We start from the raw sequence: 24,608 nt of genomic DNA, 5'->3' as shown, positions 1-24,608 counted from the left end.
GGCTTCCCGCGTGGACCTCTTCGAATATCAGGGCAAGCAGTTCTTCGGCTCATTCGACATTCCGGTGTCGGCCGGTGAGGCGGTGACCACCGTCGAGGACGCCGTCGCCGCCGCCGAGCGCCTGAACACCTATCCGGTGGTCGTCAAGGCCCAGGTGCAGGTGGGAGGGCGCGGTAAAGCGGGCGGTATCAAGCTGGCCAACGACGCCGACGAGGTGCGCACCTTCGCCACCGACATCATCGGCATGGACATCAAGGGCCACACCGTGAACGTGGTGTGGATCGAGGTTGCCTCCGACATTGCCGAGGAGTACTACGCCAGCTTCACTTTGGATCGGGCCAAGAAGGCCCACCTCGGCATGCTGTCCGCTGAGGGTGGTGTCGAGATCGAGACCGTGGCCGACGACAACCCTGACGCCATCGCCAAAATCTGGATCGATCCCGTCGATGGCCTGGACGAGGCCACGATCCGCTCGTGGGTGGCCGCCGCCAACCTCAACCCGGATGCCACCGAGGGTGCGGTCGACATCCTGGGCAAGCTCTACACCGCGTACGTCGACGGCGACGCCGACCTGGTGGAAATCAACCCGCTGATCCTCAAGCCCACCGGTGAGGTCCATGCCCTTGACGCCAAGGTCACGCTGGACAACAACGCCGGGTTCCGTCATGAATGGGCTGCCTACGAGGCCACTCAGGAGCGCGACGAGCGCGAGGAGGCCGCCCACGAAGCCGGTCTGGAGTACGTCGGCCTCGAGGGGTCGGTGGGCATCATCGCCAACGGCGCCGGCCTGGCGATGAGCACCCTGGACGTCGTCAACCAGGCGGGCGGAAGCCCCGCCAACTTCCTTGACGTCGGGGGCGGCGCAGATGCCGACAAGTTCGTCGCGGCGCTGACCATCCTCGACAACGATCCCCGCGTGAAGTCCATCCTCATCAACATCTTTGGTGGCATCACCCGCGGCGAGGAGGTGGCCAACGGCATCATCGAAGCGCTCGGTCGTATCGACCTGGCCCATCCGATGGTGGTGCGTTTGGACGGCACCAATGCCGACGAGGGGCGCGAGATCCTCAAGCCCCACCTTGGCGACACATTGCAGATGGAATCCACCATGCTGTCCGCCGCCGCCAAGGCCGTCGAGCTCGCCGCAGCCCGCGCCTGAGCATCAGTTACTAGCCAAGGGACCTGAGAACTCATGAGCATCTTCGTCGATTCCAACACCAAGGTCGTCTACCAGGGCCTCACCGGCTCGACCGGTCGCTACTACGGTCTGCTGAACCGTGACTACGGCACCAACGTGGTTGCCGGTACCAACCCGAAGAAGGCCGGCACCGACGTCGATGGCATCCCCGTCTTCGCCTCGGTGGCCGACGCCGTCGCCGAGACCGGTGCCGACACGTCCTGTATCTTCATCCCCGCCCCGGGCGTGAAGAGTGCCGTCATGGAGGCCGCCGAGGGTGGTATCAAGCTGATCATCGTCATCACCGAGGGTGTTCCCGCCCAGGATGAGGCGTGGTTCTTCAACAAGCTCAAGCGCGACCACCCCGACGTGCGCCTGCTCGGCCCCAACTGTCCGGGCCTCATCAGCCCCGGCCAGGCCAACATCGGCATCACCGCCGGTCACATCGCCAAGGCGCCGGTCGACGGCGAGATTTCGGTGGGGATCGTCAGCCGTTCCGGCACGCTCACCTACCAGGCTCTGTACGAGTTGCAGCAGCAGAACATTGGCGTCACCACCTGCGTTGGTATTGGTGGCGACCCGGTGCCGGGCACCAGCTTCATCGACTGCCTGGAGGCCTTCGAGGCCGACCCGCAGACGTCCGCCGTCATGATGATCGGTGAGATCGGCGGCTCGGCGGAAGAGGACGCAGCGGAGTACATCGCTACGCACATGTCGAAGCCGGTGGCGGCCTACGTGGCCGGTCAGACCGCCCCCGCCGGCAAGAAGATGGGGCACGCCGGTGCCATCGTCTCCGGCGGCAAGGGCACCGCCGCCGCCAAAATGGAGGCGCTTGAGGCCGCCGGGGTGAAGGTGGGGGCCAACCCGACCGAGTGCGGCGAGTTGATGGTTGAGATCGTCAAGAACCTTTAACGGATACGCCCGGGTGAGCGTATGAGGTCGGGTGACAACCGATGAGGCTTGGTGTGATGGTCTCGGGTTCGGGCACGCTGCTTGACGCCATGGTGGCATCCGGCCTTGAGGTGGCGGCAGTGCTGGTCGACCGCCGTTGTGCAGCCGAGCAGGTGGCTCAGCGTCATGGCCTTTCGCTTCAGGTGATCGAACGAACCGACTTTTCGGACGACTTCGACCGGGAGGGCTATACGTGCAAGGTCGTTTCAGCGTGGAATGACGCCGACATCGACCTGGTGGCAATGGCTGGATGGGGAACGATCCTCACGCAGACGGCGTTTGATGCTCGGCCCGGGAACATCATCAACACCCATCCGGCCCTGTTGCCTTCGTTCAAAGGTTGGCACGCAGTGCGAGCCGCTCTTGACGCAGGGGTGAAGGTCACGGGTTGCACCGTGCACGTTGCCACCCTGGAGGTGGACGCGGGTCCCATTCTCGCTCAGGAGGCGGTGCCGGTGCTGCCCGGTGACGATGAGGCCAGCCTGCATGAGCGGATCAAGGCCGTTGAACGCCGCATCTACCCGCAGGTGCTGGCCGAGGTGCTTGAACGCGGCTGGGTGCTGACGAAGTCCCCGGGCCGCTGAGGTCGCTCAGCCGTTTGGTGGGGGCGGAGGCGCGGTTTTCGACGACGACGACGTCGTGGCTGTGGTTGCGTCGGCGTCGGGACTCAAACCCCGCTCCTTGGCCACGCGCTCCAGCTCCTCGGTGAGGAACGCCCCGGCGAGCGGTGAGCTCTCGGAGGAGAAGTGGCCGCCGTCGGGTCGAAGCCGCACGCCGTCGAGTTCCTCAGCGCACTTGGTTCCCTCGCAGATCCAACCGGCCAGGTCGATCAACGCCGCGTCGTCGGGACGGGAGGCCACCAACTCGGTGATGATCTTGTTGAGCGCCACCTCCCGACGCTGGCTTTCGGCGACGTCGGCGTCCTTCGTGATGGACTTGGTCGATGCCACGTTGGGGATGACGGTGGTCAACACCACGAGCGCGCCGGTCTTGGACATCACGTCGATGGTTTGCCCGTAGTACTTCTTGATCCGCCGGCGCATCTCGTCGGAGTCAAACGCAATACGTCGTCCATCGACGTCGCGGTCGAGGATCATCCACTGACTGACCGGGAGGAGGACGACCTGAGGTTGGAACTCGTCGAGATAGGTGGGCCAGCGCTCGGCCCAATCGGGGCATTCGGTGCTGACGGTGCCCGGCAGCCCGAGGCGCGGGCCCGGTGCCGGGTCCGGGTAGCAGGCGAACTCGGCCTGATTCCACAACAGAATCTTCTGATCCGCTGCTTTGGTGGTGCCATGAAAATTGGAGCCGATCGACCATGCCACCGAGTCGCCCACCAAAAGCACACGGAGCTGGTCGCCTGATGCCTCGCGGGCCAGGTGGTCGGTGACCGCCCGGCGGGCCACGCCGGCGAGCGCCGTACCAAATGCCTCTGCGTTGGGGCTGACCACCTCGAACCGGCCCTTCGCAGGGTAAAGACGCGCTTGGTCGATGCATCGCACCGGGCCGCACCACAATCGCTCCATGGAGACCTCCTGGACGGCGCCGTTGCGCCGGACGGTGACCTGCCGGGCCGCCTCGCGGGTGCGTTCCACAACGAAAGGGTCCAGCGAGCCGTCTTCGCTGCGCTTCGGAGCGGTCAGAAACACCACGGTGCGGCCGCCGTCAGCGGTGGGCCCGGCACCAAGCTCCGTCGCCAGCCGATCCATACCGTCGACGAACGCCGATTCGGTCAAAGCCGCATCGAAGACGTCCATCTTGGCGTTGGTATCGTCGAAGGGCTGCCAGTTTCGGATTGCCACCATCACAACGTCGGGTGACGCCTGATCGACGCGCGCCTTCCACCGCTGACGCCAGTCGTCGCACAGCCTGGTGGCGTCGTCGCAAGCGGTTCCAGCCAGCGTGACCGACCCGGTGGCAGGACCGTCGCCGTCCGGGTCGCCCCAGTTGGCGGGAAGGGCGAGCGCCAATTCGTCGCCCAACACCAGGGTGTCGGTGTGGTTTGGCGTGGCCACCGGCGCGACGGTCTGGACAGGCGCCGTTGTGCGTTGGTCGGCGGCGTACGCCTCTTCGAGGGTCAGCTCGCCGCCTGTGGTGGTGACCAGCAGGGCTACCGCCAAGGCAACCGGCACCACCCCGAGGCTCGCGAACTCGACCCGGACCGGCAGCCGCCGCTCTCCGATGGGGACCTCCCGGCACCCCCCCGAGGCTCGCGAACTCGACCCGGCCCGGCAGCCGCCGTTCTCGAATGGGCACCTCGAGCACCAGCAGGCTCACCACGGCCAACGCCACCGAGATGGCGAATCGCAACACGTTGAGCGCCGGCATGGGAAGGCCTGTGCGTTCGGGGGTGAGCGCCAGGATCACCGGCCAGTGCCACAGGTACAGGCCATATGAGATGCGGCCGAAGAATCGGAGAGGTCGGACCGACAAGGCGCGGTCCAGTGATGAACGTGGGTGGGCCATCGCCGCCAGGATGACGACGGCGGTCAGCACGGCGATCAGCAGAAACCCGCCCTGATAGAGCCACGCGGGGGTTACGTCGGTGACGATCGCCACGAGGAACGCCAGCCCTGCGGCCCACCCGGCGGGCACCAACCATGCCGGTGGGGCGGCCATGAGCCGTCGACCGACGGCGTCGAAGAGCGCTGCCAACGCCACTCCAATGAGCAGTCCCTGCACGCGAGTGTCGGTGCGGAAGTACAGGCTGGAGTTGTCGGGCGAGTACAGCACGGCCATCAACGTGGCCGAAGCAGCCGCGCCGATCAGCCCAACGAGCCCGAGCGGCACGTCGTAGCGACGAGCACGATCCAAGGTGCCCTTCGCTCGGCTGCGCCAGGTGAAGAGCGCCATGACCACCAGAGGCCAGACGACGTAGAACTGCTCCTCGATGGCGAGTGACCAGTAGTGCTCCAGCGGACTCTTTGCGGCGAAGGTGTCGAAGTAGCTCGTCTTCTCTGCGGCTCGAGCCCAGTTGGTGACGTAGAACAGTGATGCGAGCCCCTGGCTCCGAATATCGCTGAGCTGCTCGGGCTGGGCGAGAAACACCGCAAACGCGGCGACGGCTGCCAGCACGACGAGCATGGCGGGCAACAGTCGCCGTGCCCGGCGGACCCAGAACCCCTTCAGGTCAATCCGCCCGTGCTTGGTCCATTCGCGGATCAGGAGGGTGCTGATCAGGAACCCGGACAGCACAAAAAACACATCGACGCCCAGGTACCCGCCGCGCATCCACCCAAGTTCGAGGTGAAAGAACACCACGGTGAGTACGGCGAGGCCCCGGATGCCGTCCAGGCAGTTCCGGTGACGCAGCATGGGCGGGTCGCCGGCGCTCGTCGTGGGGGAATCATCGGGCGGAACGGGCGCGGTCGTCACCGGACCGGCACCCTCGACGCCGATCGTCAGGTCGAGGACGGTGCTGTCACCGGCTCCCTCAACCCGTTGGGAGAGCGACCTGGGATTTTCGTCGGCAACGTCGGACCCGTTCGCCGACGCGGACCGGCCACCGCTGTCCGTTGGCGGGTGGTTTCCCGGAGGGTTGGCTGGAGGTGCGCTCGGTGAGGTCATAACCGTTGCAGGCGCGCTTCAAGGGTGACGCACACCGGGGGCACGCTAGCTTCCAAATCGGCCAGGCCGGGGTCGTCACGCCAGGCCGGGCCGATCAGGGGTCAGACCGCAAACGTCATCACCATCAGCAACAGGCCGAGAATCGCTCCTCCAATCAGCGCCACGATTCTGATCAAGGTCTCGATGCTTTCGAAGAAACGACTCACACTGGTCCCCTTCTCTCGCTCGACGAGCGCTGTGCCGGAGGATGGTGAACCAGGAACGAGCCCCAGCGCCGGTGGCAGCGCCCAGCCGAAATGTGTTCTGCGTGGGCGCCGAGACTGCGTTGGCTCGACTGGTGTTCAGTCTTTCTGAGATGGGGTTCAAGGTCAAGTGAATTTCTTGAAAGGGGACCGAAAGGTGCCGTGGGTGCTCGCCGACCCGGGGCCGTTGGTGGCCTCTTGGGGTGGCCCGGTAGGGTCGACCGGCGCCGGCGCCCGAGTGTGACGTCGGCCAACGAACCCCGGAGAGTGATCATGGCGGAACGCCGCCGAGCCCTGCTGTCGACCTATGACAAGACCGGCGTTGTTGATCTGGCGAAGGTGCTGGTGCGAGCGGGTTGGGAGTTGCTCTCGTCCGGGGGCACCGCCGCCGTGCTTGCCGAAGCCGGTATCACGGTGCAACCTCTTGCCGAGCTCACTGGTTTCGGCGAGATGCTGTCGCATCGGGTGGTGACGCTTCATCCTGCGGTTCACGGTGCGCTGCTGGCGGATCGTGATGATCCCACCCACCTGGCCGACCTTGCGGAGCATGGCATTGAGCCCATCGATCTGGTGGTGGTCAACCTGTATCCGTTCGCATCGGACCCGGGCATTGAGCTGATCGACATCGGCGGGCCCACCATGGTGCGGGCCGCGGCCAAGAACCACGCGCATGTCGGGGTGTTGGTCGATCCCTCCGACTACGCGGGGGTGGTGGATGAGGTCGAGCAAACTGGCGAACTCTCGGTCGACACCCGTCGGGCGCTGGCGGTGCGGGCCTTCGAGGTGATCGCCGACTACGACGTTCAGATCGCAGGCTGGATGCGGACCGGGGCTCTGCAACCTGAGGCTTCTGCGTCACCGGCAAACCAGGAGGGCGAGGACGTTACGGACATCAGTGCTCTTCCCGAGCGCTTGACCCTCGCCGCCACCCGGTCCGCCGTGTTGCGCTACGGAGAGAATCCCCACCAGGTCGGCGCCCGGTACCGAACGGGCAACGGTGGGTGCTGGGACGATGCGGTGCAGCATCAGGGTAAGGACCTGTCCTACCTGAACGTCTACGACGCCGACGCCGCCTGGCGCTTGGTCTGGAGCCTCGGCGACGGTCCGGCAGCGGTGGTGATCAAGCACGCCAACCCGTGTGGCGCAGCGGTGGCCGACGATCTGCTGACCGCCTATCGGCGCGCCCACGAGGGCGATCCGGTGTCTGCGTTCGGCGGCATCGTGGCGGTCAATCGAGACCTGACGGGCGAGGTGGCCGAGGCGCTGTCACCCGTGTTCACCGAGGTGGTGGTGGCGCCCGGCTACACCCCCGAGGCCCGGGAGATTCTGGCGAAGAAGAAGAACCTTCGGCTGTTGGAGACCACAGCGCCGACCGAACCGGAGCTCCAGGTGCGGTCCATCTCCGGCGGGCTGTTGGTGCAAACCACCGATCAGGGAGGGTTTGACCGGGCCGCTTGTGTGACCGTGACCGAACGGGCTCCCGATGAGGCCGAATGGCTCGACCTGGAGTTGGCCTGGAGACTGGCGGCAAAGGTCAGCTCCAACTGCATCGTTCTGGTGAAGAACAAGACGGCGGTTGGAATTGGTGCCGGGCAGCAGAACCGCCGGGATGCCGGCCGGATCGCGGCCGAGAAGGCGGCCGGCCGTGCGGTCGGTGGTGCATGTGCCTCCGACGCGTTCTTCCCGTTTCGTGATGGGCTCGATGCCGCCGCTGACGCCGGTGCCACCTGCGTGATCCAGCCGGGCGGCTCGGTGCGGGACGACGAGGTGATCGCAGCGGCCAATGAGGCGGGCATGGCCATGGTGTTCACCGGGGTACGACACTTCCGGCACTGACCGGCCTCACCGGTGAGGTGTATGGGCGGCCGGTTAGCGTGGTCCCATGACTGCGAAGACATTGGACGGGCAGGCGTTGGCCGACCGGATCAAGGCCGAGTTGGCGGTCCGGGTGGAGCAACTTGCGCGCCCCGGCGTTTTGTCGGAGCAGGGTCGTCCTCCGGGGTTGGGCACCGTCCTTGTGGGCGACGACGGCCCCAGCGCCCGGTACGTGGCCGGTAAGCACCAGGATTGTGCCGACGTGGGCATGGCCTCGGTGCACCGAGGCATGCCGATGGGCACGACTCAGGACGAACTCGAGGCTGTCATCGCCGAGATGAACGCCGACGATCGGGTCGATGCGTTCATCCTGCAATACCCGGTTCCAGCGGGGCTCGACTTTGAAGCAGCGATGCTGGCCATGAGCCCGGCCAAGGACGCCGATGGGTTGCACCCGGTCAATCTGGGCAAACTGGTCATGGGGGAGGAGGCGCCCCTCCCGTGCACCCCCAACGGCATCCTCGCGCTGCTCGCCGAACATGGGGTCGAGCTCGCAGGCCGCCATCTGGTGATCGTTGGGCGAGGGCTGACCATCGGTCGGCCGCTGGCGCTCCTGGCCGCGCTGAAGCGTGAGGGCGCCAACGCTGCGGTCACCGTGGTGCACACCGGCGTGGAGGATCTCGGATCGTTCACTCGAACCGCCGACGTCATCGTGGCGGCCGCCGGTGCACCGGGCGTGATCACCGCCGACATGGTGCGGCCCGGTTCGGCGGTGGTGGCCGCCGGCGTCACGATGGCCGGCCGCAAAGTGGTCTCCGACGTCGCCGATGAGGTGGCGGAGGTGGCCGGTTGGCTGTCGCCCCGCATCGGTGGTGTGGGCCCCATGACCAGGGCCATGTTGTTGGTCAATACGGTCGAGGCTGCGGCCCGCTCCGTCGGCATCGCCGGCCCTACGAGCGACGGGTAGCCTCGGTTCCCATGGCCCCTGGTACCCCACATTCTTCGGTTCCCTCCCGGCCCGATCGTTCGACCTCGGCTCATCAGGACGCTCGAATCGATGACCTCTTGGCCGAGGGTCCCACGTTGTCGCTGGAGTTCTTTCCCCCCAAGACCGACCGTGGGGTGGCAAACCTGCTGGACACCGTGGACGAGTTGGAGGACCTGAACCCCGATTTTGTTTCGGTCACCTACGGTGCGGGCGGCTCGACGCGGGACCGCACCCGCGATCTGGTGGTCAGCGCCAACGCCGACAGGAACTACCCCGTGATGGCCCATCTCACCTGCGTGGGGCATACCCGAAGCGAGCTCGCCGAGTTGCTGGAGGACTACGCCGCCAGCGGTGTACGAAACATTCTGGCGCTGGCGGGGGACCCGCCGGCCGACGGCAGCCCGGCAGGCGGCGACTTCACCTACGCAACCGAGTTGGTGGAGCTGATCCGGGAGGTCGGAGACTTTTCGGTTGGGGTCGCCGCCCACCCTGAGACCCATCCGCGCTCCCCTGATCGGGCGAGCGACCGTCGACACCTTGCCGACAAGCTCGAGGTGGCCGACTTTGCCATCACCCAGTTCTTCTTCAGCGCGTCGGACTACTTCGAGATGGTCGACGAGTTGACCGCGCTTGGCGTCACGACCCCGATCGTTCCCGGGGTCATCCCGGTGACCAACCCGGTCTCGGTCGCCCGGTTCGCCGACCTGGCGAAGGCGCATCGTCCCCACGAGCTCTGGGCCCGCTACGAATCGGTTGCCGATGACGAGGCCGCCCTCATGGAGGTTGCGGTCGAGGCTGCCGCCAATCTGGCCGAGGAACTGTTGGCCGGAGGCGCACCGGGCGTTCACCTGTATGCACTCAATCGTGCGGAGGCCCCGTTGGGGGTCGGCGCCCGTCTGGGTTGGCGCATCCGGCCGGCCGTGGAGGCGACGGACGGGTGAGCGGTGACCCGATGCCTGATCGCCATCTGGATCTGCGTGACAAGCTGGCGTGGATGGTTGAGACCCGGGGCTACGCGGTCGAACCGGTCACGCAGGTGGATGACCCGCTCGATCCGCGTCCGGGCTACACGTTTTCGGTTGGCTTCGAGGCCACGTGGGGACATGCCGAGGTGGGGCTGTGGGGGCTGGCACCGTCGGCGGCTCGGGGTCTCATCGACCTGATCGCAGCGCAAATTGCTGCGGGAATCGAGTTGCCGGTGGGGGTGGTCTTCTCGGGCCTTTTGGAGAACGAACTTCGCTCGGCGTTGCTCACGGTCGACGTCGACGTGGCCGACGAACGGTTTCCGGGAGCGGCCGTGTTCTACGCCCAAACGCCGTTTCGAATGCAGCAGTTCATGTGGCCCGACCGTGCCGGGTTGTTGCCATGGGAGGACGGCTATGACCATCGGCTCCGTGTGGCACAGCCGATGATCGGGCATTGGTGAGTGCCGTGATGGCGGCCGGGGTGACACCCGCCCGGGCGCTGGGTTGGGCGGCGACGCCGCTGCGAAACGCCGTGGGTGCCCAGTTGCGGGAGGCGTTCGACTCCAACCGGTTTCCCCAGGAGCGTTACGACGAACCGGCCGGCGACCCGGGCTGGTTCGGCCCCGACAGCGTCACCTGGTGGGTTCACTCCGATCTGTCGATGATCGTCGGTGGGTTTGGCTCGTTGATGGTGCAGGCGCTGCATCCCTTGGCCATGGCCGGTGTGGCCGAGCACTCGGATTTCAAGGAGCGACCGGCCGAACGCCTGTCGCGCACCGCCAGCTTCGTGGCCGCCACCACCTACGGCGACTCCGAGACCGCCGAACGGTTGTGCAGGATCGTGCGTCGAACCCACCGGCGGATCACCGGGATTGCACCCGATGGGCGTCCCTACGACGCCAACGACCCGGCACTGTTGCGATGGGTGCATGTGGCCGAGGTGTCGATGTTTGCGGCGGCCAATGCCCGATACGGACGCCGGGTCATGACCCCGGCCGAGCTCGACGCCTATTACGACGAGATGGCCGTGGTCGCCGAGGCGTTGGGCGCCACCGACCTGCCCCGCAGCAGCATCGAGATGGCCGACTATTTCACCGACGTGCAGCCGGAGCTTGCGGGCGGTGATCAGGCACAGGACACGTTGCGATTTCTTGCCAACCCTCCGGAGGGCGACCCGGTGACCCGCAGCGTTTCCGGCATGTTCTCGGCCGCCGCCTGGGGAATACTGCCCACCTGGGCGCATCGAATCTACGGACGACGGGGGCCGGGCCCGACCGAGCGGGCGGTTGTGGCAGCTTCGACGCAGGCGCTGCTGGCAACGCTGAAGGCGGCCGCAGGAGACAATCCGGTGCTGGAGCAGGCCACCCGCCGCGCCCGTGCGACCCGCGTCTAGGCAACCGACGCCTGGGGCCGCCGGTCACGGCAGAACTGCCACTCTGCTGGGGCAATCGGGGGGCTCGGCCGGTAACGTGAGCAGTCCAGTCGATCGGCCGGGTCCTTCGCCCCGGCGACCATGGGGCTTCGCGCCCCGACACCCAAGGGGAGAAGATGAAGATTCACGAGAAGTTTTACATCGGGGGCGAGTGGGTGGTTCCAGCCGGTACCGCCACCGAAGACGTCATCAACTCGGCGACCGAAGAGGTCATCGGTCGGGTGCCGATGGGCTCGGCCGAGGACGTCGACCGTGCCGTGGCCGCCGCCCGCCGCGCGTTTCCCTCCTGGTCCACCACCTCACTGGACGTGCGGGCAAAATATCTGCGTGACATCGGCGCGGCGCTCACCGCGCGTTACGACGAGGTGGTCGACACCATCACGGCGGAGGTGGGGTCACCCAAGGCCTTCGCCCAGATGGTGCAGGCCGGCCTGGCCGTCGGTGACTGGAACAGCTACGCCGACCAGATCGAGGCGTTCGAGTGGGAAAAAGAGTTGGGCAACTCACTGGTGGTCCGCGAGCCGATCGGCCTCGTTGCGGCCATCACCCCGTGGAACTACCCGCTGTACCTGATCGTCTGCAAGGTGGCCCCGGCGCTGGCCGCCGGGTGCACGGTGGTGCTGAAGCCCTCCGAGGTGACGCCGCTCAACGCCTATCTGCTGGCCGAGGTTCTCGATGAGGTGGGCCTGCCCGCCGGTGTCTTCAACATGGTCATCGGCAACGGCCCCGACGTGGGCGGTGCCATGACAGCGCACCCCGACGTCGACATGGTCAGCTTCACCGGCTCGGGTCGGGCGGGCAAAGAGGTTTCCAAGTCGGCCGCCGACACGGTCAAGCGGGTTGAGTTGGAACTGGGCGGCAAGTCGGCCAACATCGTGCTCGACGACGCCGACCCGTCCACCATCGCCTTCGGTTCGGTGTTCGCATGCATGCTCAACTCGGGCCAGACCTGCTCGGCGCTCACCCGCCTGCTGGTGCCCGCAGCAATGCATGACGAGATCGTCGACGCCGTGGTGGCCGAGGTGGCCCAGGCCAAGCTGGTCGATCCGGCAGCCGATGAGCCCGACCTGTTCCATGCGTTCGGCCCGCTCGTCTCCGCCGCTCAGCGCGACCGCGTGCGTGAGTACATCCAAAAGGGCATCGACGAGGGCGCCGACCTGGTGATCGGCGGCCCCGAGCAGCCCGAGGAGCACCCCCGCGGCTTCTACGTGAAGCCCACGGTGTTTGCCAACGTCGACCCCAACAGCACCATCGCCCAGGAGGAAATTTTCGGGCCGGTGCTCGCGGTGATCCCCTACGAGGACGAGGACGACGCAATCCGCATCGCCAACAGCACCATTTACGGTCTGGCCGGCGGTGTGCAGAGCGCCGATCCGGAGCGGGCCAAGGCGGTTGCCCGACGCATGCGCACCGGCCAGGTGGATATCAACGGTGGGGCGTTCAACGCCACGGCGCCCTTCGGAGGTTACGGACAGTCCGGCAATGGTCGTGAGCGTGGGGAGTGGGGCATCGACGGCTACCTCGAGACCAAGTCGATTCAGCTGTGATCCTGGCTGGATCCTGGTGAGTCCACGATGAGCGAGCGGTCGTCGGCCGAACCGCCGGCGGCCGAATTGCAGACAGATCCGCCGCCGGTAGCTGAACCGCAGACAGACGCGGCGTTGGTGCCTGAGCGGGGTCTTGATGGCGCCGGCCTGGCGCGGTCGGGCCTCACGCTGGTGAGTCGATTTGCGCGCATGGAGCCGTGGCCCTTTTCGCTGGCTCTGTTCGGCGGTACCGCGTGGGCGGCCACCGTGGTGGGCTCCACCGTGGTGATCGGCATGGTCAACGACAGGGTCATCGTCCCGGTGCTTGCGGGGGAGACCCCTCGGAGCGCAGCGCTCTGGGCCGCCCTGGCGCTGTTGGTGGTTGGCGTGCTGCGGGGCGGTTCGGTGGTGTTGCGCCGCTGGTACGGGTCGGTCACCGAGGCACGGGTGCAGGCCGAACTGCGTCGTCAGGTGGCCGACCGGGTGCTTGCGATGCCACTTTCGGAGCATCGCAAGCGGCCCACCGGCCAACTGCTGGCGGTGGCCGACAGCGACGTCACCTTCTCCACCTGGGCGCTCATGCCGGTACCGCTCACCTTCGGGCTGGTGGCGCTGCTGGTGTTCTCGATCATCAGCCTTTTGATCGCCGACTGGACCTTCGCGCTGATCGCCGCCGTGCTGTTTCCGCTGCTCGTCGGGGTCAGTCGGTGGTTCTCGTCCCGCATGGTTGAACCGGCGACCCGCTCTCAGGAGCAGGTGGCGCGGGTGTCGGCCATTGCCCATGAGAGCTTCGAGGGTGCCCTGGTCGTCAAGACGCTGGGGCGCGAGGCGGAGGAGTCCGATCGTTTCAACGGTGCGGCGGGCGCCCTGCGAACCCAGCGCCTTCGTCTGGCCCGCCTCTCATCGTCCTATCACCCCCTGGTGGACGCGTTGCCGCTGCTGGGCATGGTGGCGCTGATCGCCGTAGGTGCGTATCGGGTCCGCGCCGGTGCGGTGACCTCGGGTGAGGTGCTGGCCGCTGTCACCTTGTTTGGATGGCTCAACTTCCCGGTTCGGGTGGCGGGGTTCCTGTTCGAATCTTTGCCCCGTTCGCTGGTGTCGATGGGGCGCATCGAGTCGCTCCTGGACGTCGACGATGGCGTTGACGCGTCGCCTGCCGAAGCTGTGGATGAGCGTCGACATGACCGGCTTCCTCCGGAGGCGCCATCGGTGAGCTTCGATTCGGTGAGGTTCGGATTTGAGCCGGGCGTCGACGTGCTCACCGACGTCAACCTTCGCATCGAACCCGGCGAGGTGATGGCGGTGGTGGGCGCCACCGGGGCGGGCAAGTCCACGCTGTGCGAGCTGCTGGTGCGGCTCGACGAACCCACGGCGGGGCACATCGAGTTGGGTGGTGTCGCCCTGGGGGAGCTGACCCCCTCCGAGTTGCGCTCAACGGTTGCCCTGGTGTTTCAGGAGAGCTTTTTGTTTGCCACCTCGCTGCGCGACAACGTGGCGCTGGGGCGTCACCTCGACGACCACGAGTTGTGGGAGGTGCTTGAACGCGCACGGGCGCGCCGCTTCGTCGAACAGCTGCCCGGCGGCCTCGACACCGTGATGGGCGAACGGGGCGTAACCCTGAGTGGCGGTCAGCGCCAGCGCGTCGCCCTGGCTCGGGCACTCGTGCGTCGCCCTCGGGTGCTGGTGCTCGATGACGCAACGTCGGCGGTCGATCCGGTGGTGGAGGCCGAGATCCTGGGCGGCCTGCGCGACGGCTCCGGTCGGCACGAGTCCTCTGGCATGACCGTGCTTGTGGTGGCCCACCGTTTGTCCACTATTGCAATGGCCGACCGGATCGCGTTTCTGGAAAGCGGAAGGGTGACGGCTGTTGGGACTCATGGGCAGCTCCTTGAACACCCCGGCTATGAAGCGCTGGTGACCGCGTACGAGCGGGACGATGTCGCCGGCGCGGCGAGCAGCATTGGTGCAACGGGATGACCGCGATCGATGAGGACGGGGCGCAGAGGGTGGTCGCCGAGCTCGACGCCGGCACCGGCCCGACGGTGGCGCTCGACGTCGATCCGTTCTCGGAGGACGTCACCGAGCGCCCCGGCGCCGTGGACCTGCTGCGGGCCGGAGTGGCCGCCACACCGGAACTACGCGCGGGGCTCGGCACCGCCATTGGATTGTCGGTGGCAAACGCCGCCTGGCGGTTGGTGGTACCGGTGGCACTCCAGCAGGTGCTCGACCGAGGCCTCAGCGGCTCCGGCGGTGTGGACATCCCGTTCGTGCTGGGGGCCTGCGCTGCCGCGGCTGTGGTGGTGCTGGTGCTCACCGTGGTGGTGCAGCGCCTGACCATGGCGATGGCCCGGGTGGCCGAAGATGTGCTCTACGCCCTTCGCACCCGCGCCTTCGCCCATGTGCATCGCCTGTCGATCGCAGCCCACGGGGAATCCAAAACCGGCATCCTGGTCAGCCGGGTCACCTCCGACATCGAGACGTTGGCGCAGTTCGCCACCTGGGGTGCGGTCAACTGGACCGTGTCGTCGGGCGTTCTGCTCGTGTCGCTCATCACCATGTTTGTGTATTCCTGGCAGTTGGGCCTACTCACCGTCCTGGTCCTCGCCCCGGTGGTACCCATCATGGTTGTCGTGCAGCGGCGCCAACTGGTTGCCTACGACACGCTGCGAAACCGGGTTGGCGACACCCTGGGGCGCATCGCCGAGACCGTCTCGGGCGTTCGTGTGATTCGCGCCTACCACCACTCCGAGGCGGCGCGTGGCGACCTGCACGGCGCCATCGGTGACCAGCTGGCGGCCCAGCTGAAGGCCCGCTTCTTCTTTTCGATCATGTTTCCCATGTCCGACGTGTTCGGTGGCCTGTTACTGGCGGTGGTTGCCGGCGCCGGGGTGTACTTCGCCGGGTCGTGGGGGTTGACCGCCGGGGCGATCGTGGCATGTCTGCTGTTGGCCAACCAGCTGGCCCAACCCATCGCCGAGATCGGTGAGGTGCTGGACCAGACCCAGACGGCGCTGGCCGGGTGGGGCAAGATCCTTGGGCTCCTCGACCAACCGGTGGATGTGATCGAGCCCACGGCGGGTGCTGACCTGCCGCACGGAGCGCTGCCGGTGGACATCGAGCACGTGACGTTTTCCTACCTGCCGGGCCAACCGGTGCTTCATGACGTGTCGCTCCGGATCCCCGCCGGCACGACGGTGGCCATCGTGGGCGAGACCGGGTCGGGCAAGACCACCATGTCAAAGCTGTTGTGCCGCTTGGCCGACCCGCAGCAGGGGCGAGTGGCCATCGGTGGCGTTGACCTTCGCGACCTCGACCCGGCCGCGCGGCGGCGGAGTGTTCGCCTCGTTCCCCAGGATGGCTTCCTGTTTGACGACACCGTGGCGGCCAACGTGGCGCTGGGGCGTCCGGGCGCATCCCGCGCCGAGGTCGATGCGTCGTTCGACTCCCTCGGGTTGACCGATTGGGTGATGGGGTTACCCAATGGCGGCGACACCCGGGTGGGGGAGCGCGGCGGTGGCCTGTCGGTGGGAGAGCGCCAACTGGTCGCGCTGGCCCGGGCGCAGCTGGCCGACCCCGGGCTACTGCTGCTCGACGAGGCCACCTCCAACGTGGACCCCGAGACCGAACGGGTTCTGGGTTCCGCGCTGGCGGCACTGTCGGAGGGACGTACCACGGTCTCGGTCGCCCACCGGCTCTCGACAGCCGAGGCGGCCCAACTGGTGGTGGTCTTCGATGCCGGGCGAATTGTCGAGCTTGGACCACACGATGAGTTGGTTCAGGCGGGTGGGACGTACGCCCGCCTGTACGAAAGCTGGATCGGCAACACCCGTTCGGGTGCAATGACCCAGCGCCGGTAGGCTCGACCAAGTTCCAGCACGTCGTCAGATCAGGAGTCCTATCGTGTCCACCAATGCCCCCGTTCGAGTCGCAGTCACCGGCGCAGCCGGTCAGATTGGGTACTCGCTGCTCTTCCGCATCGCCTCAGGCGCCATGTTGGGTACAGATCAGCCGGTGGCGTTGCAGATGCTGGAAATCACCCCTGCGCTCGGAGCGCTCAAGGGCGTGGCCATGGAGTTGGAGGATTGTGCGTTTCCGCTGCTGACCGAGATGATCCAGACCGACGATGCCGACGTCGCCTTCGGTGATGCCGACGTCGCCCTGCTGGTGGGTGCCATGCCCCGCAAGGCGGGCATGGAGCGCGGCGACCTGCTGGCGGCCAACGGTGGCATCTTCGGCCCCCAGGGCAACGCCATCGGCCGGTCGGCCAAGGCGGACGTCAAGGTGCTCGTCGTGGGCAACCCCGCCAACACCAACGCGCTGATCGCCCAGTCGGCCGCTGCCGGCATGGACCCCGGCCGTTTCACCGCCATGACCCGGCTCGACCACAATCGGGCCATGGCCCAGCTGTCGGCGAAGACCTCCACGCCGATCGCCGACATCGCCAAGGTCACGATCTGGGGCAACCACTCCAGCACCCAGTACCCCGACCTCAGCCACGCCACCATCGGGGCCAGGGCGGCAACTGACGCGGTGGACCAGGCGTGGATGGCCGATGAGTTCATCCCAACCGTGGCCAAGCGTGGCGCGGCGATCATCGATGCCCGGGGCTCGTCCTCGGCGGCATCGGCGGCCAACGCCGCCATCGATCACATCCGCACCTGGACGGTGGGCACGGACGAGGGCAATTGGACCTCGATGGCCGTCCCTTCCGACGGCAGCTACGGCGTCGACGAGGGTCTCATTTCCTCGTTCCCCTGCACCTGCGCCAACGGTGAGTACTCCATCGTTCAGGGCTTGGAGATCGATGACTTCTCACGGGCGCGCATCGACGCCTCGGTTGCCGAGCTGCGCGAGGAGCGCGACGCAGTCGCCGAACTCGGTCTGTTGTAGGCCTTCTCGGGCCGTTGACAGCCCCAACCCCGAGGTACCCTGCCATGGTGTCTCACGCCTCAAAGGATGCCCGCCCGGACGACGGCCCGACCCTGATCGAGATCGAGCAGTTGCTGGCCTCGCCGGCCGTGACCAGGCAACTGGCGGAGGCCATCGGGCACCTTGCGGTGACGGTGCAATATCGGGTCGAACCTGACGGGGCAGCGTGGTGGTGGAGTTCGCGGGGGGACTCAACGGCCACCGGGGTGGGTTCAGCCGAGCACCCCGATGTGGTGGTGACCTGCGACGGGCGTACCGCTCGGCGGCTGCTTTCGGGTGATCTGGATGTCTCTCGCGCTTTTCTCCTGGGTCAACTTCGTGTGGAGGGCGACCTCGGCTCGGTTCTTCCGCAGGTCTCCGGGGAGCGACGTACCCGGCGGACGGCAGTTGACGCGCAGGTCCCGAAGGACGGCTGAGCCTTGCCTGAGCTCCCCGAATTGGAGGCCCACGCCGCACGGCTTCGGGCAGGCTGGGTTGGGGCCGTGCTCACCCGGTTTCATCCCTTGAGCTTCACCGTGATGAAGACGGTCGACCCAGACCCGAACGTGGCGACGGGTCGTCCGCTCACCCACGTGGGGCGCCGGGGCAAGTACCTGATCTGCGACTTCGACGGGATTGCATTCGTAGTGCACCTGATGCAGGGCGGACGGCTGCGAACCACTCCTCCGGCGAAGGGCCCGAAGGCGCCGAGGGGCGCTCAGGCCAGATGGAGCTTCGATGGGTTCGATGACTGGCTGTTGACCGAGGCCGGCAAGGAACGTCGGGTTGGGGTCTGGGTGTTCGATCGACGCCATGGCCCGTCCTCCGCCGAGGCCGAACTGTTCGCCGACCTGGGTCCTGATGCCGAGACGTTGACCGCAGCCCGGTTGGGTGAGCGTTTGCGGAGCCGGTCGGGGCGGCTGCACAACGTGTTGCGTGACCAGCGGGTGATCGCCGGTATCGGGCGGCGCCTGGCCAACGACCTCTGCCATGAAGCCAAACTATCGCCGTTCGTCTCGACCGGGAGGCTGACCGACGATCAGGTGTTGGCGGTCCACGGTGCGTTGTCCCACCTGGTTGAACGAGACCTGGCCTTCGAGACCACCCAGGAAGAGTTGGTGAACACGGCCAAGCGTCCCACGAACGTGCATCGTCGCATGGGAGATCCCTGCCCAAACTGCGGGGAGGCCATTCGGGAGGTGACCTACGCGTCCCACGTGGTGAACTACTGCCCGACCTGTCAGACCGGGGGTCGGTTGTTGGCCGACAATACGACCAGCAAGTTTCTGAAGTAGGCGCGAGCCCAGGGGGAGTATCCATGGCAAAGGTCAACGAAGCCGACGAGGCCCGGCACGAGCCCACGGACGAGCAGTTGTGGAACGAGTCGTATTACTACGACTTCTTTGCTCCGGATGGCAGCTTCGGGGGCTACCTGCGCCTCGGGTTCATCCCCAACCTCAACCGGGTCTGGTACTGGGCATGCGCCGTCGGGCCCGATCGACAACTGGTGACGGTGGTCGACAACGAGGTGCCCATGCCCGCCGACGCAGGGTCACTGGAGCTTCGGAGCGATGGGCTCTGGGCGGATCATGTCATCGAGGATCCGCTCGTTCACGCCACCTGCAACCTGGAGGCATTCGGTTTGCGGGTGGACGACCCCGCCGAGATGTATCGCACCGAACCACGGGGCGAGCGGGTGGCCTTCGGTTTCGAGCTGGATTGGGAGAGCAACGGCCAGGCCTACCAGTGGCCGCCGATCACACCTCGCTATGAGATCCCGTGCACGGTGCACGGCCGGGTGATGATTGGCAAGGAAACCTTCGAGGTGGACGGGTTCGGTCAGCGAGACCACTCGTGGGGTGCATCGCGGGACTGGTGGGCCAACACCTGGTGCTGGAATGCGGGTCGCCTGGAGGACAACACCCGGTTTCACACCACGGGTGCCTTGCTGGAGGGGTCGGATTTTGGCGTTGGGTACGTGATTGGTCCCAGCGACGAGTTGACCGAACTTGAGGAGGTGCGGGTCACCACCCGTTTGGGACGCGAGGGCTTGGCCGAACACGCGAGGTTGGGTTTCGGCGATCTTGACCTGGAGGTGACCCCGCTGGCCTTTTCGCCGGTCCTGCTGACGCATCCAGATGGCCGGTTGGACCGCTTTCCGCGCGCACTGGCCCGGTTCGGCGCCGCCGATGGACGGGTCGGTCACGGCTGGATTGAGTGGAACCAGCCCCAGAACGGTGATGCGTGAGCGTGCCTCTGGGCTACCCCTCGCTGCACAACGTGGTGATGCGCTTGGCCAGTGCCGCGTTGGCGGCGTTGTAGGCATCGTCGTTGTAGGCGCCGGGGCTGATGGTGCCCGATTCGGCCGCTTTGCGCGCCGCTTTGGCCACCTCGTCGACATCCTTGGCCGCATCGGTTCCCAGGACCTCTTTCAGCTGAGCGGCCGAGTCGTCGATGTCAGCAGTGGAGGTGGCTCCGAGCAGCGACAGGTTCAGTTTGCCCAGTGCGGTGCTGGCTTCGACACAGCTGCCCACATTCTTGGGTACGGTGAGTTCGACCCCCTCCGGCAGGGTGATCTCGGTGCCGTCGGGCAGCGTGATGCCCGTCGTCCCCCCCGAGCCGGTGTCGTCGGTGGTTTCTGGGGTGGCCGGGGTCTCGTCGGCTGGCGGCTGAGTGGTGGGCGGCGACGAAGCGCCGGTTGCCTCGGTGGTCCGCGCCGGGGAAGTGGATGGTGTGGCCTGTTCGCCGGCTGACAGGTCGTTTCCGCATCCAGCAAGCACCGTCATGCCAACGATCAGCACTGCCAACTTGATCAGCCGACCGGAGCGCGGCTCAGAGGTGGTGGTGTGCTTCATGGGTGCTCCTGATCGTGGTTGCGGTAGCGCAGCGGGCTGCCGCAACGCTACCGGCGTGAGTTGTTTGGTTGGTGTCACCGGCATCTGGGGCGCATGCCCGATCGGGCGCCGATAAGGTGTTCCTTCATCAACTGAGTGGGGAACTTCACCTCGGACAAGCGAGGTGCCGCTGCCCTCGCTGATGGCGAGGTCGTGGGAGTAGGACCCCGTTCCGAGAAAGTGGAGGCACACACCATGTTGACTCGCGCACGCACGATCGCCGCTTTGCCGGCAGCGGGCCTGGCTTTGACGTTACTGGCAGGGGGTTGCGGCAACGACACCGATCCAAAATCCGTCGAGTCCACAAAGCCGCCGACAACGTTGGCCTCTCCGAGTACCAGCGCCGAAGCACCTACCGAGTCCACCGCTGACACGCCGGAATCAACCACTTCGACAGTGACGGCAGCGACGGCAGATGTGTCCGGCGTGGGATACATGGATGGTTTCCGCTTCGAGCTCACCGGCGCCGAGTTTGGCGAAACCAGCAGCGGTCAGTCCGGGCTGCTGGTCGAGGCCGATTTGGAGAACCTCAACAAGGATTCCGACCAGCGCTTCGACCCGTCCGTGAGCTTGGAGGATTCCGATGGCAAAGCCATCAACGGCGGTGTCGTCGCCGACCTGGTGCCCAGTGGGTCCTCGAGTTCCGCCACCTTCGAGTTCAATGCGGAAGACGGCTTCGACACCCTTGACGGCCGCACTCTGTTGGTCGGAGCAAGCGGTGAGGCACAGGTAGAGCTGCCCCTGGACGACAAGGGAGAGGCCGTCGGCCGGATACCGGTTGAGCTTGAGCCAAGCGAGTCGGAGTTGGGCGTCGAGGGGGTCGACGTCACGATTGATCAGCTGGATCTTCGCTGGTACGGCCCCGACTTCGACCAGGTGGGCGACGACGAGATCGTGTTGGCTGCGGAAGTGTCGGCCCGCAACGGCACCGAGAACCAGACCTGTGTGCGGGATACCATCAAATTCGTTGGGCCCGACGACGACACCACCGCCGCCGAGAGTCAGGGGGCGGACTGCGAGCCTGCTGGGGAGTCGAAAAAGGGTACCAAGGTGGTTGCCGTCATCCAGCAGCCGGAGGCCGGGGAGTGGGCCCTTCAGGTGGTCGGCGACTGGGGCCCGGGAGGCAAGGAGGTCACCGGTGAGGTCACCTTCCAGCTCACCGACGAGATGATCTCCGGCACGAAGGGCGACGACGAAGACGCTTCGGGCGAGGGTTCCAACGACGCCGGCACCTCGACCACCGAGGCGACCGACTCGGGCTCATCGGGTTCCACCTCATCATCTTCCACGACCACCACTACGGCCGGCTGAGTCCGAGGGTTGGGCGGTCCCGCCGGCCGGACGACTCCGGTCGGCGGGATCAGCTCATCCTGCTTAACCGGTCTTGCGTTCGCCGAGCCGACGGCGATTGGTCCACTGGGCCTTGGCGTAATCCCGGTTCATCATGGCGATGAAGTCGATCGAGATCTCCTTGGGGCATGCCTCGCCGCACTCGCCGTAGTTGCGGCATGAGCCGAAGAACTCGTCCATCTTCTCGACCATGTCGATCGAACGGTCCCACCGCTCGGCCTGGCCTTGGGGCAGCAGGTTGAGGTGCTGCATCTTGGCTGAGGTAAACAGGCTGGCTGCCGAGTTGGGGCAGGCCGCCACGCAGGCGCCACAGCCGATGCAGGCCGCGGCGTCCATCGCCGCCTCGGCTGCGTCCTTGGGGATGGGGATCAGGTTGGCGTCCGGCGTGCCACCGGTACTGACGTCGATATAGCCGCCGGATTCAACGATGCGGTCGAAGGCGGCGCGATTCACCATGAGGTCCTTCACCACGGGAAAGGCGGCGGCGCGGAACGGTTCGATGACGATCTCGTCGCCGTCGTTGTATTGGCGCATGTGCAGCTGGCAGGTGGCGGTTGCCTTCTGCGGGCCATGTGCCTGGCCGTCGATCATGACGCCACAGGTGCCGCAGATACCTTCTCGGCAGTCGTGATCGAACACGATCGGCTCGCGGTCCTTGGTGATCAGGTCTTCGTTGACATAGTCGAGCATCTCAAGGAACGAGGCGTCGTCAGCCACGGTGGTGGTGTAGGTCTCGAAGGCGCCGGGGCTGTCTGGGCCCTCCTGGCGCCACACCTTGAGGGTGAGGTTCAGCATTTCGGTCATCGTGGGTGTCCGTTCTCGGTATGCAGATCTTCTCGGGTGCGAACAGCTACTTGTAGGAGCGCTGCGAGGGGGTGACGTCTTCGAAGATGAGCTCTTCCTTGTGCAGCACGGCGTCCTGGGCGATGTTGGGGCCGCCGTACTCCCATGCGGAGACGTACTGGAAGTTCTCATCGTCTCGCAGCGCTTCGCCCTCGGGGGTCTGGGACTCCTCCCGAAAGTGGCCGCCGCAGCTTTCGACGCGGTCGAGGGCGTCCTTGGCCTGGAGTTCGGCCAACTCCATGAAGTCGGCAACTCTCAGCGCCTTCTCCAGGCTCTGGTTGACGCCTTCGGCTGTACCGAGGATCTTCACGTCACGCCAGAACTGCTCGCGCAGTGCGGGAATCTCGGCCAATGCCTTTTCCAGGCCGGCTTCGTTGCGGGACATTCCGATGTAGTCCCACACCAACTTGCCCAGCTCGCGGTGGTAGTGGTCGACCGACTTGGTGCCCTTGACCGACATCAGCTTGTCGATACGACTTCGAAGCTCGGCCTCGGCCGTCTCGAAGGCGGGGTCGTCCGTGGAAATCGGGTCCGAGCCAAGTTTGCCGGCCAGGTAGTTGGCCACGGTCGGGGGGGCGACGAAATAGCCATCGGACAGGCCCTGCATGAGGGCGGAGGCGCCCAGGCGGTTGGCGCCATGGTCGGAGAAGTTGGCCTCGCCAAGTGCGAACAGCCCGGGGATGGTGGTCTGCAGGTTGTAGTCCACCCAGAGCCCGCCCATCGTGTAGTGGGTGGCGGGGTAGATGCGCATCGGCACCACGTACGGGTTCTCTCCCGTGATGCGCTCGTACATTTCGAACAGGTTGCCGTAGCGCTCCTCGATCAGGTCCTTGCCCAGGCGCTCGATGGCGCTGGCGAAGTCGAGGTACACACCGTTGTGCAGCGGGCCGACGCCGCGGCCACTGTCGACGGCGGTCTTGGCGTTGCGCGACGCAATGTCGCGAGGCACCAGGTTGCCGAATGCCGGGTACTTGCGCTCCAGGTAGTAGTCCCGCTGGTCCTCGGGAATCTGCGCGGGCGGCGTGTCGACGTCGTCGACCGACTGGGGCACCCAGATGCGGCCGTCGTTACGCAGCGACTCCGACATCAGGGTCAGCTTCGACTGGAACTCGTCCGACGGCGGAATGCAGGTGGGGTGGATCTGGGTGTAGCAGGGATTGGCGAATGCCGCGCCCTTCTTGTGGGCCCGCCACGCCGCCGTTGCGTTGGAGTTCATGGCGTTGGTCGACAGGAAGTACGTGTTGGAGTAGCCGCCGGTGGCCAGCACGACCGCGTGGGCCGAGTGCCGCGACAACTCGCCGGTGTTGAGGTCGCGGGCGATGATGCCTACGGCGGTGCCCTCGTTGTCGAGCACCAGGTCCAGCATCTCCATTTTGTTGTGGAGCGTGCAGGTGCCGGCGTTGATCTGGTGGGCAAGAGCCTGATAGGCGCCCAGGAGCAGTTGCTGGCCGGTCTGGCCTCGGGCGTAGAAGGTGCGGCTCACCTGGGCGCCACCGAAGGAGCGGTTGGCCAACATGCCGCCGTACTCGCGGGCGAAGGGCACGCCCTGGGCCACGCATTGGTCGATGATGTTCAGCGACACCTGGGCAAGCCGGTAGGTGTTTGCCTCGCGACTGCGGAAGTCGCCGCCCTTGATCGTGTCGTAGTACAGGCGGTAGACGGAGTCGCCGTCGGCCTGGTAGTTCTTGGCGGCGTTGATGCCGCCCTGAGCGGCGATGGAGTGCGCCCTGCGTGGGCTGTCGTGGTAGGTGAAGACCTGCACGTCGTAGCCCAGCTCGCCGAGCGTGGCGGCGCAGGCGCCACCGGCCAGGCCGGTGCCCACCACGATCACCTTGAACTTGCGGCGGTTGCTCGGGTTCACCAACTTCATCTTGAAGAGGTGGTTGTCCCACATTTCGGCCAGGGGGCCTTCGGGGGACTTTGCGTCGAGTGAGATGGTCATGTGGCGCT

21 protein-coding genes are annotated in these 24,608 nt (G+C 66.4%); 16 read left to right on the top strand and 5 right to left on the bottom strand.

Annotated elements, in window-relative coordinates:
- Positions 1-10: 10 nt before the first annotated feature.
- Genes sucC through purN form a run of 3 tightly spaced genes read left to right on the top strand, consistent with a single transcriptional unit; the run spans position 11 to position 2,712 of the window.
- The gene (gene sucC, locus MPARV_RS0106440) at positions 11-1,159 is read left to right on the top strand and encodes an ADP-forming succinate--CoA ligase subunit beta (RefSeq protein ID WP_020377659.1); all 1,149 of its coding nucleotides are present in this window, start codon (positions 11-13) and stop codon (positions 1,157-1,159) included.
- 33 nt (positions 1,160-1,192) lie between these two features.
- A complete protein-coding gene (sucD, locus tag MPARV_RS0106435) occupies positions 1,193-2,089 on the top strand; it encodes a succinate--CoA ligase subunit alpha (RefSeq protein WP_012224005.1) in 897 nt (298 codons plus the stop codon).
- Between the two features lie 41 nt (positions 2,090-2,130).
- A complete protein-coding gene (purN, locus tag MPARV_RS0106430) occupies positions 2,131-2,712 on the top strand; it encodes a phosphoribosylglycinamide formyltransferase (RefSeq protein WP_012224006.1) in 582 nt (193 codons plus the stop codon).
- Between the two features lie 6 nt (positions 2,713-2,718).
- On the opposite strand, the gene MPARV_RS0106425 is transcribed toward purN, so the two are convergent.
- Both MPARV_RS0106425 and MPARV_RS22350 read right to left on the bottom strand, forming a co-directional pair.
- On the bottom strand, positions 2,719-3,885 hold the full coding sequence (locus MPARV_RS0106425) for an SGNH hydrolase domain-containing protein (protein WP_157789486.1): 1,167 nt from the start codon (positions 3,883-3,885) through the stop codon (positions 2,719-2,721).
- The gene (locus MPARV_RS22350; protein ID WP_157789485.1) at positions 3,794-5,503 is read right to left on the bottom strand and encodes an acyltransferase family protein; all 1,710 of its coding nucleotides are present in this window, start codon (positions 5,501-5,503) and stop codon (positions 3,794-3,796) included. Before MPARV_RS22350 ends, MPARV_RS0106425 begins: the two co-directional genes overlap by 92 nt.
- 707 nt (positions 5,504-6,210) lie before the next feature.
- Between MPARV_RS22350 and purH the strand changes: the two genes are divergently transcribed.
- The 12 genes from purH to MPARV_RS0106350 all read left to right on the top strand — a co-directional run bounded on the left by purH (position 6,211) and on the right by MPARV_RS0106350 (position 19,819).
- Complete coding sequence (gene purH / locus MPARV_RS0106405) at positions 6,211-7,773, top strand: bifunctional phosphoribosylaminoimidazolecarboxamide formyltransferase/IMP cyclohydrolase (protein ID WP_012224009.1); 1,563 nt, start codon at positions 6,211-6,213, stop codon at positions 7,771-7,773.
- Between the two features lie 46 nt (positions 7,774-7,819).
- Positions 7,820-8,719, top strand: coding sequence for a tetrahydrofolate dehydrogenase/cyclohydrolase catalytic domain-containing protein (locus tag MPARV_RS0106400; protein ID WP_020377656.1), 900 nt, complete (start codon positions 7,820-7,822; stop codon positions 8,717-8,719).
- Between the two features lie 11 nt (positions 8,720-8,730).
- Positions 8,731-9,681 carry a methylenetetrahydrofolate reductase gene (locus MPARV_RS0106395; protein ID WP_020377655.1) on the top strand — a complete coding sequence of 317 codons (951 nt, stop codon included), beginning with the start codon at positions 8,731-8,733 and terminating at the stop codon, positions 9,679-9,681.
- 11 nt (positions 9,682-9,692) lie between these two features.
- The gene (locus tag MPARV_RS0106390; RefSeq protein ID WP_155852343.1) at positions 9,693-10,166 is read left to right on the top strand and encodes a DUF4262 domain-containing protein; all 474 of its coding nucleotides are present in this window, start codon (positions 9,693-9,695) and stop codon (positions 10,164-10,166) included.
- A complete protein-coding gene (locus tag MPARV_RS0106385) occupies positions 10,163-11,098 on the top strand; it encodes an oxygenase MpaB family protein (RefSeq protein ID WP_020377654.1) in 936 nt (311 codons plus the stop codon). Before MPARV_RS0106390 ends, MPARV_RS0106385 begins: the two co-directional genes overlap by 4 nt.
- 155 nt (positions 11,099-11,253) lie before the next feature.
- A complete protein-coding gene (locus MPARV_RS0106380; protein ID WP_012224014.1) occupies positions 11,254-12,684 on the top strand; it encodes an aldehyde dehydrogenase family protein in 1,431 nt (476 codons plus the stop codon).
- 27 nt (positions 12,685-12,711) lie between these two features.
- The gene (locus MPARV_RS0106375) at positions 12,712-14,640 is read left to right on the top strand and encodes an ABC transporter ATP-binding protein (protein ID WP_020377653.1); all 1,929 of its coding nucleotides are present in this window, start codon (positions 12,712-12,714) and stop codon (positions 14,638-14,640) included.
- Positions 14,637-16,520: an ABC transporter ATP-binding protein gene (locus MPARV_RS0106370; protein WP_012224016.1), complete on the top strand. Its 1,884-nt coding sequence runs from the start codon at positions 14,637-14,639 to the stop codon at positions 16,518-16,520. The genes MPARV_RS0106375 and MPARV_RS0106370 overlap by 4 nt, the downstream gene beginning before the upstream one ends.
- A gap of 43 nt (positions 16,521-16,563) precedes the next feature.
- Positions 16,564-17,553, top strand: a complete 990-nt coding sequence (locus MPARV_RS0106365; RefSeq protein ID WP_012224017.1) for a malate dehydrogenase — start codon at positions 16,564-16,566, stop codon at positions 17,551-17,553.
- A 47-nt stretch (positions 17,554-17,600) separates the two neighbouring features.
- Positions 17,601-18,008 (top strand): SCP2 sterol-binding domain-containing protein, encoded by a 408-nt coding sequence (locus tag MPARV_RS0106360; RefSeq protein ID WP_157789484.1) that lies wholly within the window; start codon positions 17,601-17,603, stop codon positions 18,006-18,008.
- 3 nt (positions 18,009-18,011) lie between these two features.
- On the top strand, positions 18,012-18,866 hold the full coding sequence (locus tag MPARV_RS0106355; protein WP_012224019.1) for a DNA-formamidopyrimidine glycosylase family protein: 855 nt from the start codon (positions 18,012-18,014) through the stop codon (positions 18,864-18,866).
- A gap of 23 nt (positions 18,867-18,889) precedes the next feature.
- A complete protein-coding gene (locus MPARV_RS0106350; protein WP_012224020.1) occupies positions 18,890-19,819 on the top strand; it encodes a DUF7064 domain-containing protein in 930 nt (309 codons plus the stop codon).
- Between the two features lie 13 nt (positions 19,820-19,832).
- On the opposite strand, the gene MPARV_RS0106345 is transcribed toward MPARV_RS0106350, so the two are convergent.
- Positions 19,833-20,426, bottom strand: a complete 594-nt coding sequence (locus tag MPARV_RS0106345; RefSeq protein WP_012224021.1) for a hypothetical protein — start codon at positions 20,424-20,426, stop codon at positions 19,833-19,835.
- A 465-nt stretch (positions 20,427-20,891) separates the two neighbouring features.
- On the opposite strand from MPARV_RS0106345, the gene MPARV_RS0106340 reads away from it, so the two are divergent.
- A complete protein-coding gene (locus MPARV_RS0106340) occupies positions 20,892-21,776 on the top strand; it encodes a hypothetical protein (RefSeq protein ID WP_155852344.1) in 885 nt (294 codons plus the stop codon).
- A 63-nt stretch (positions 21,777-21,839) separates the two neighbouring features.
- Here MPARV_RS0106340 and MPARV_RS0106335 read toward each other — a convergent pair whose 3' ends face one another.
- Together MPARV_RS0106335 and MPARV_RS0106330 are read right to left on the bottom strand one after the other, a co-directional pair.
- Positions 21,840-22,619 (bottom strand): succinate dehydrogenase/fumarate reductase iron-sulfur subunit, encoded by a 780-nt coding sequence (locus MPARV_RS0106335; protein WP_012224024.1) that lies wholly within the window; start codon positions 22,617-22,619, stop codon positions 21,840-21,842.
- A gap of 46 nt (positions 22,620-22,665) precedes the next feature.
- Positions 22,666-24,600 (bottom strand): fumarate reductase/succinate dehydrogenase flavoprotein subunit, encoded by a 1,935-nt coding sequence (locus tag MPARV_RS0106330; protein WP_020377651.1) that lies wholly within the window; start codon positions 24,598-24,600, stop codon positions 22,666-22,668.
- Positions 24,601-24,608: the final 8 nt, after the last annotated feature.

The organism is Candidatus Microthrix parvicella Bio17-1, from assembly GCF_000299415.1.
Lineage (GTDB): Bacteria > Actinomycetota > Acidimicrobiia > Acidimicrobiales > Microtrichaceae > Microthrix > Microthrix parvicella.
This window is presented reverse-complemented; position numbering and strand designations above follow the sequence as displayed.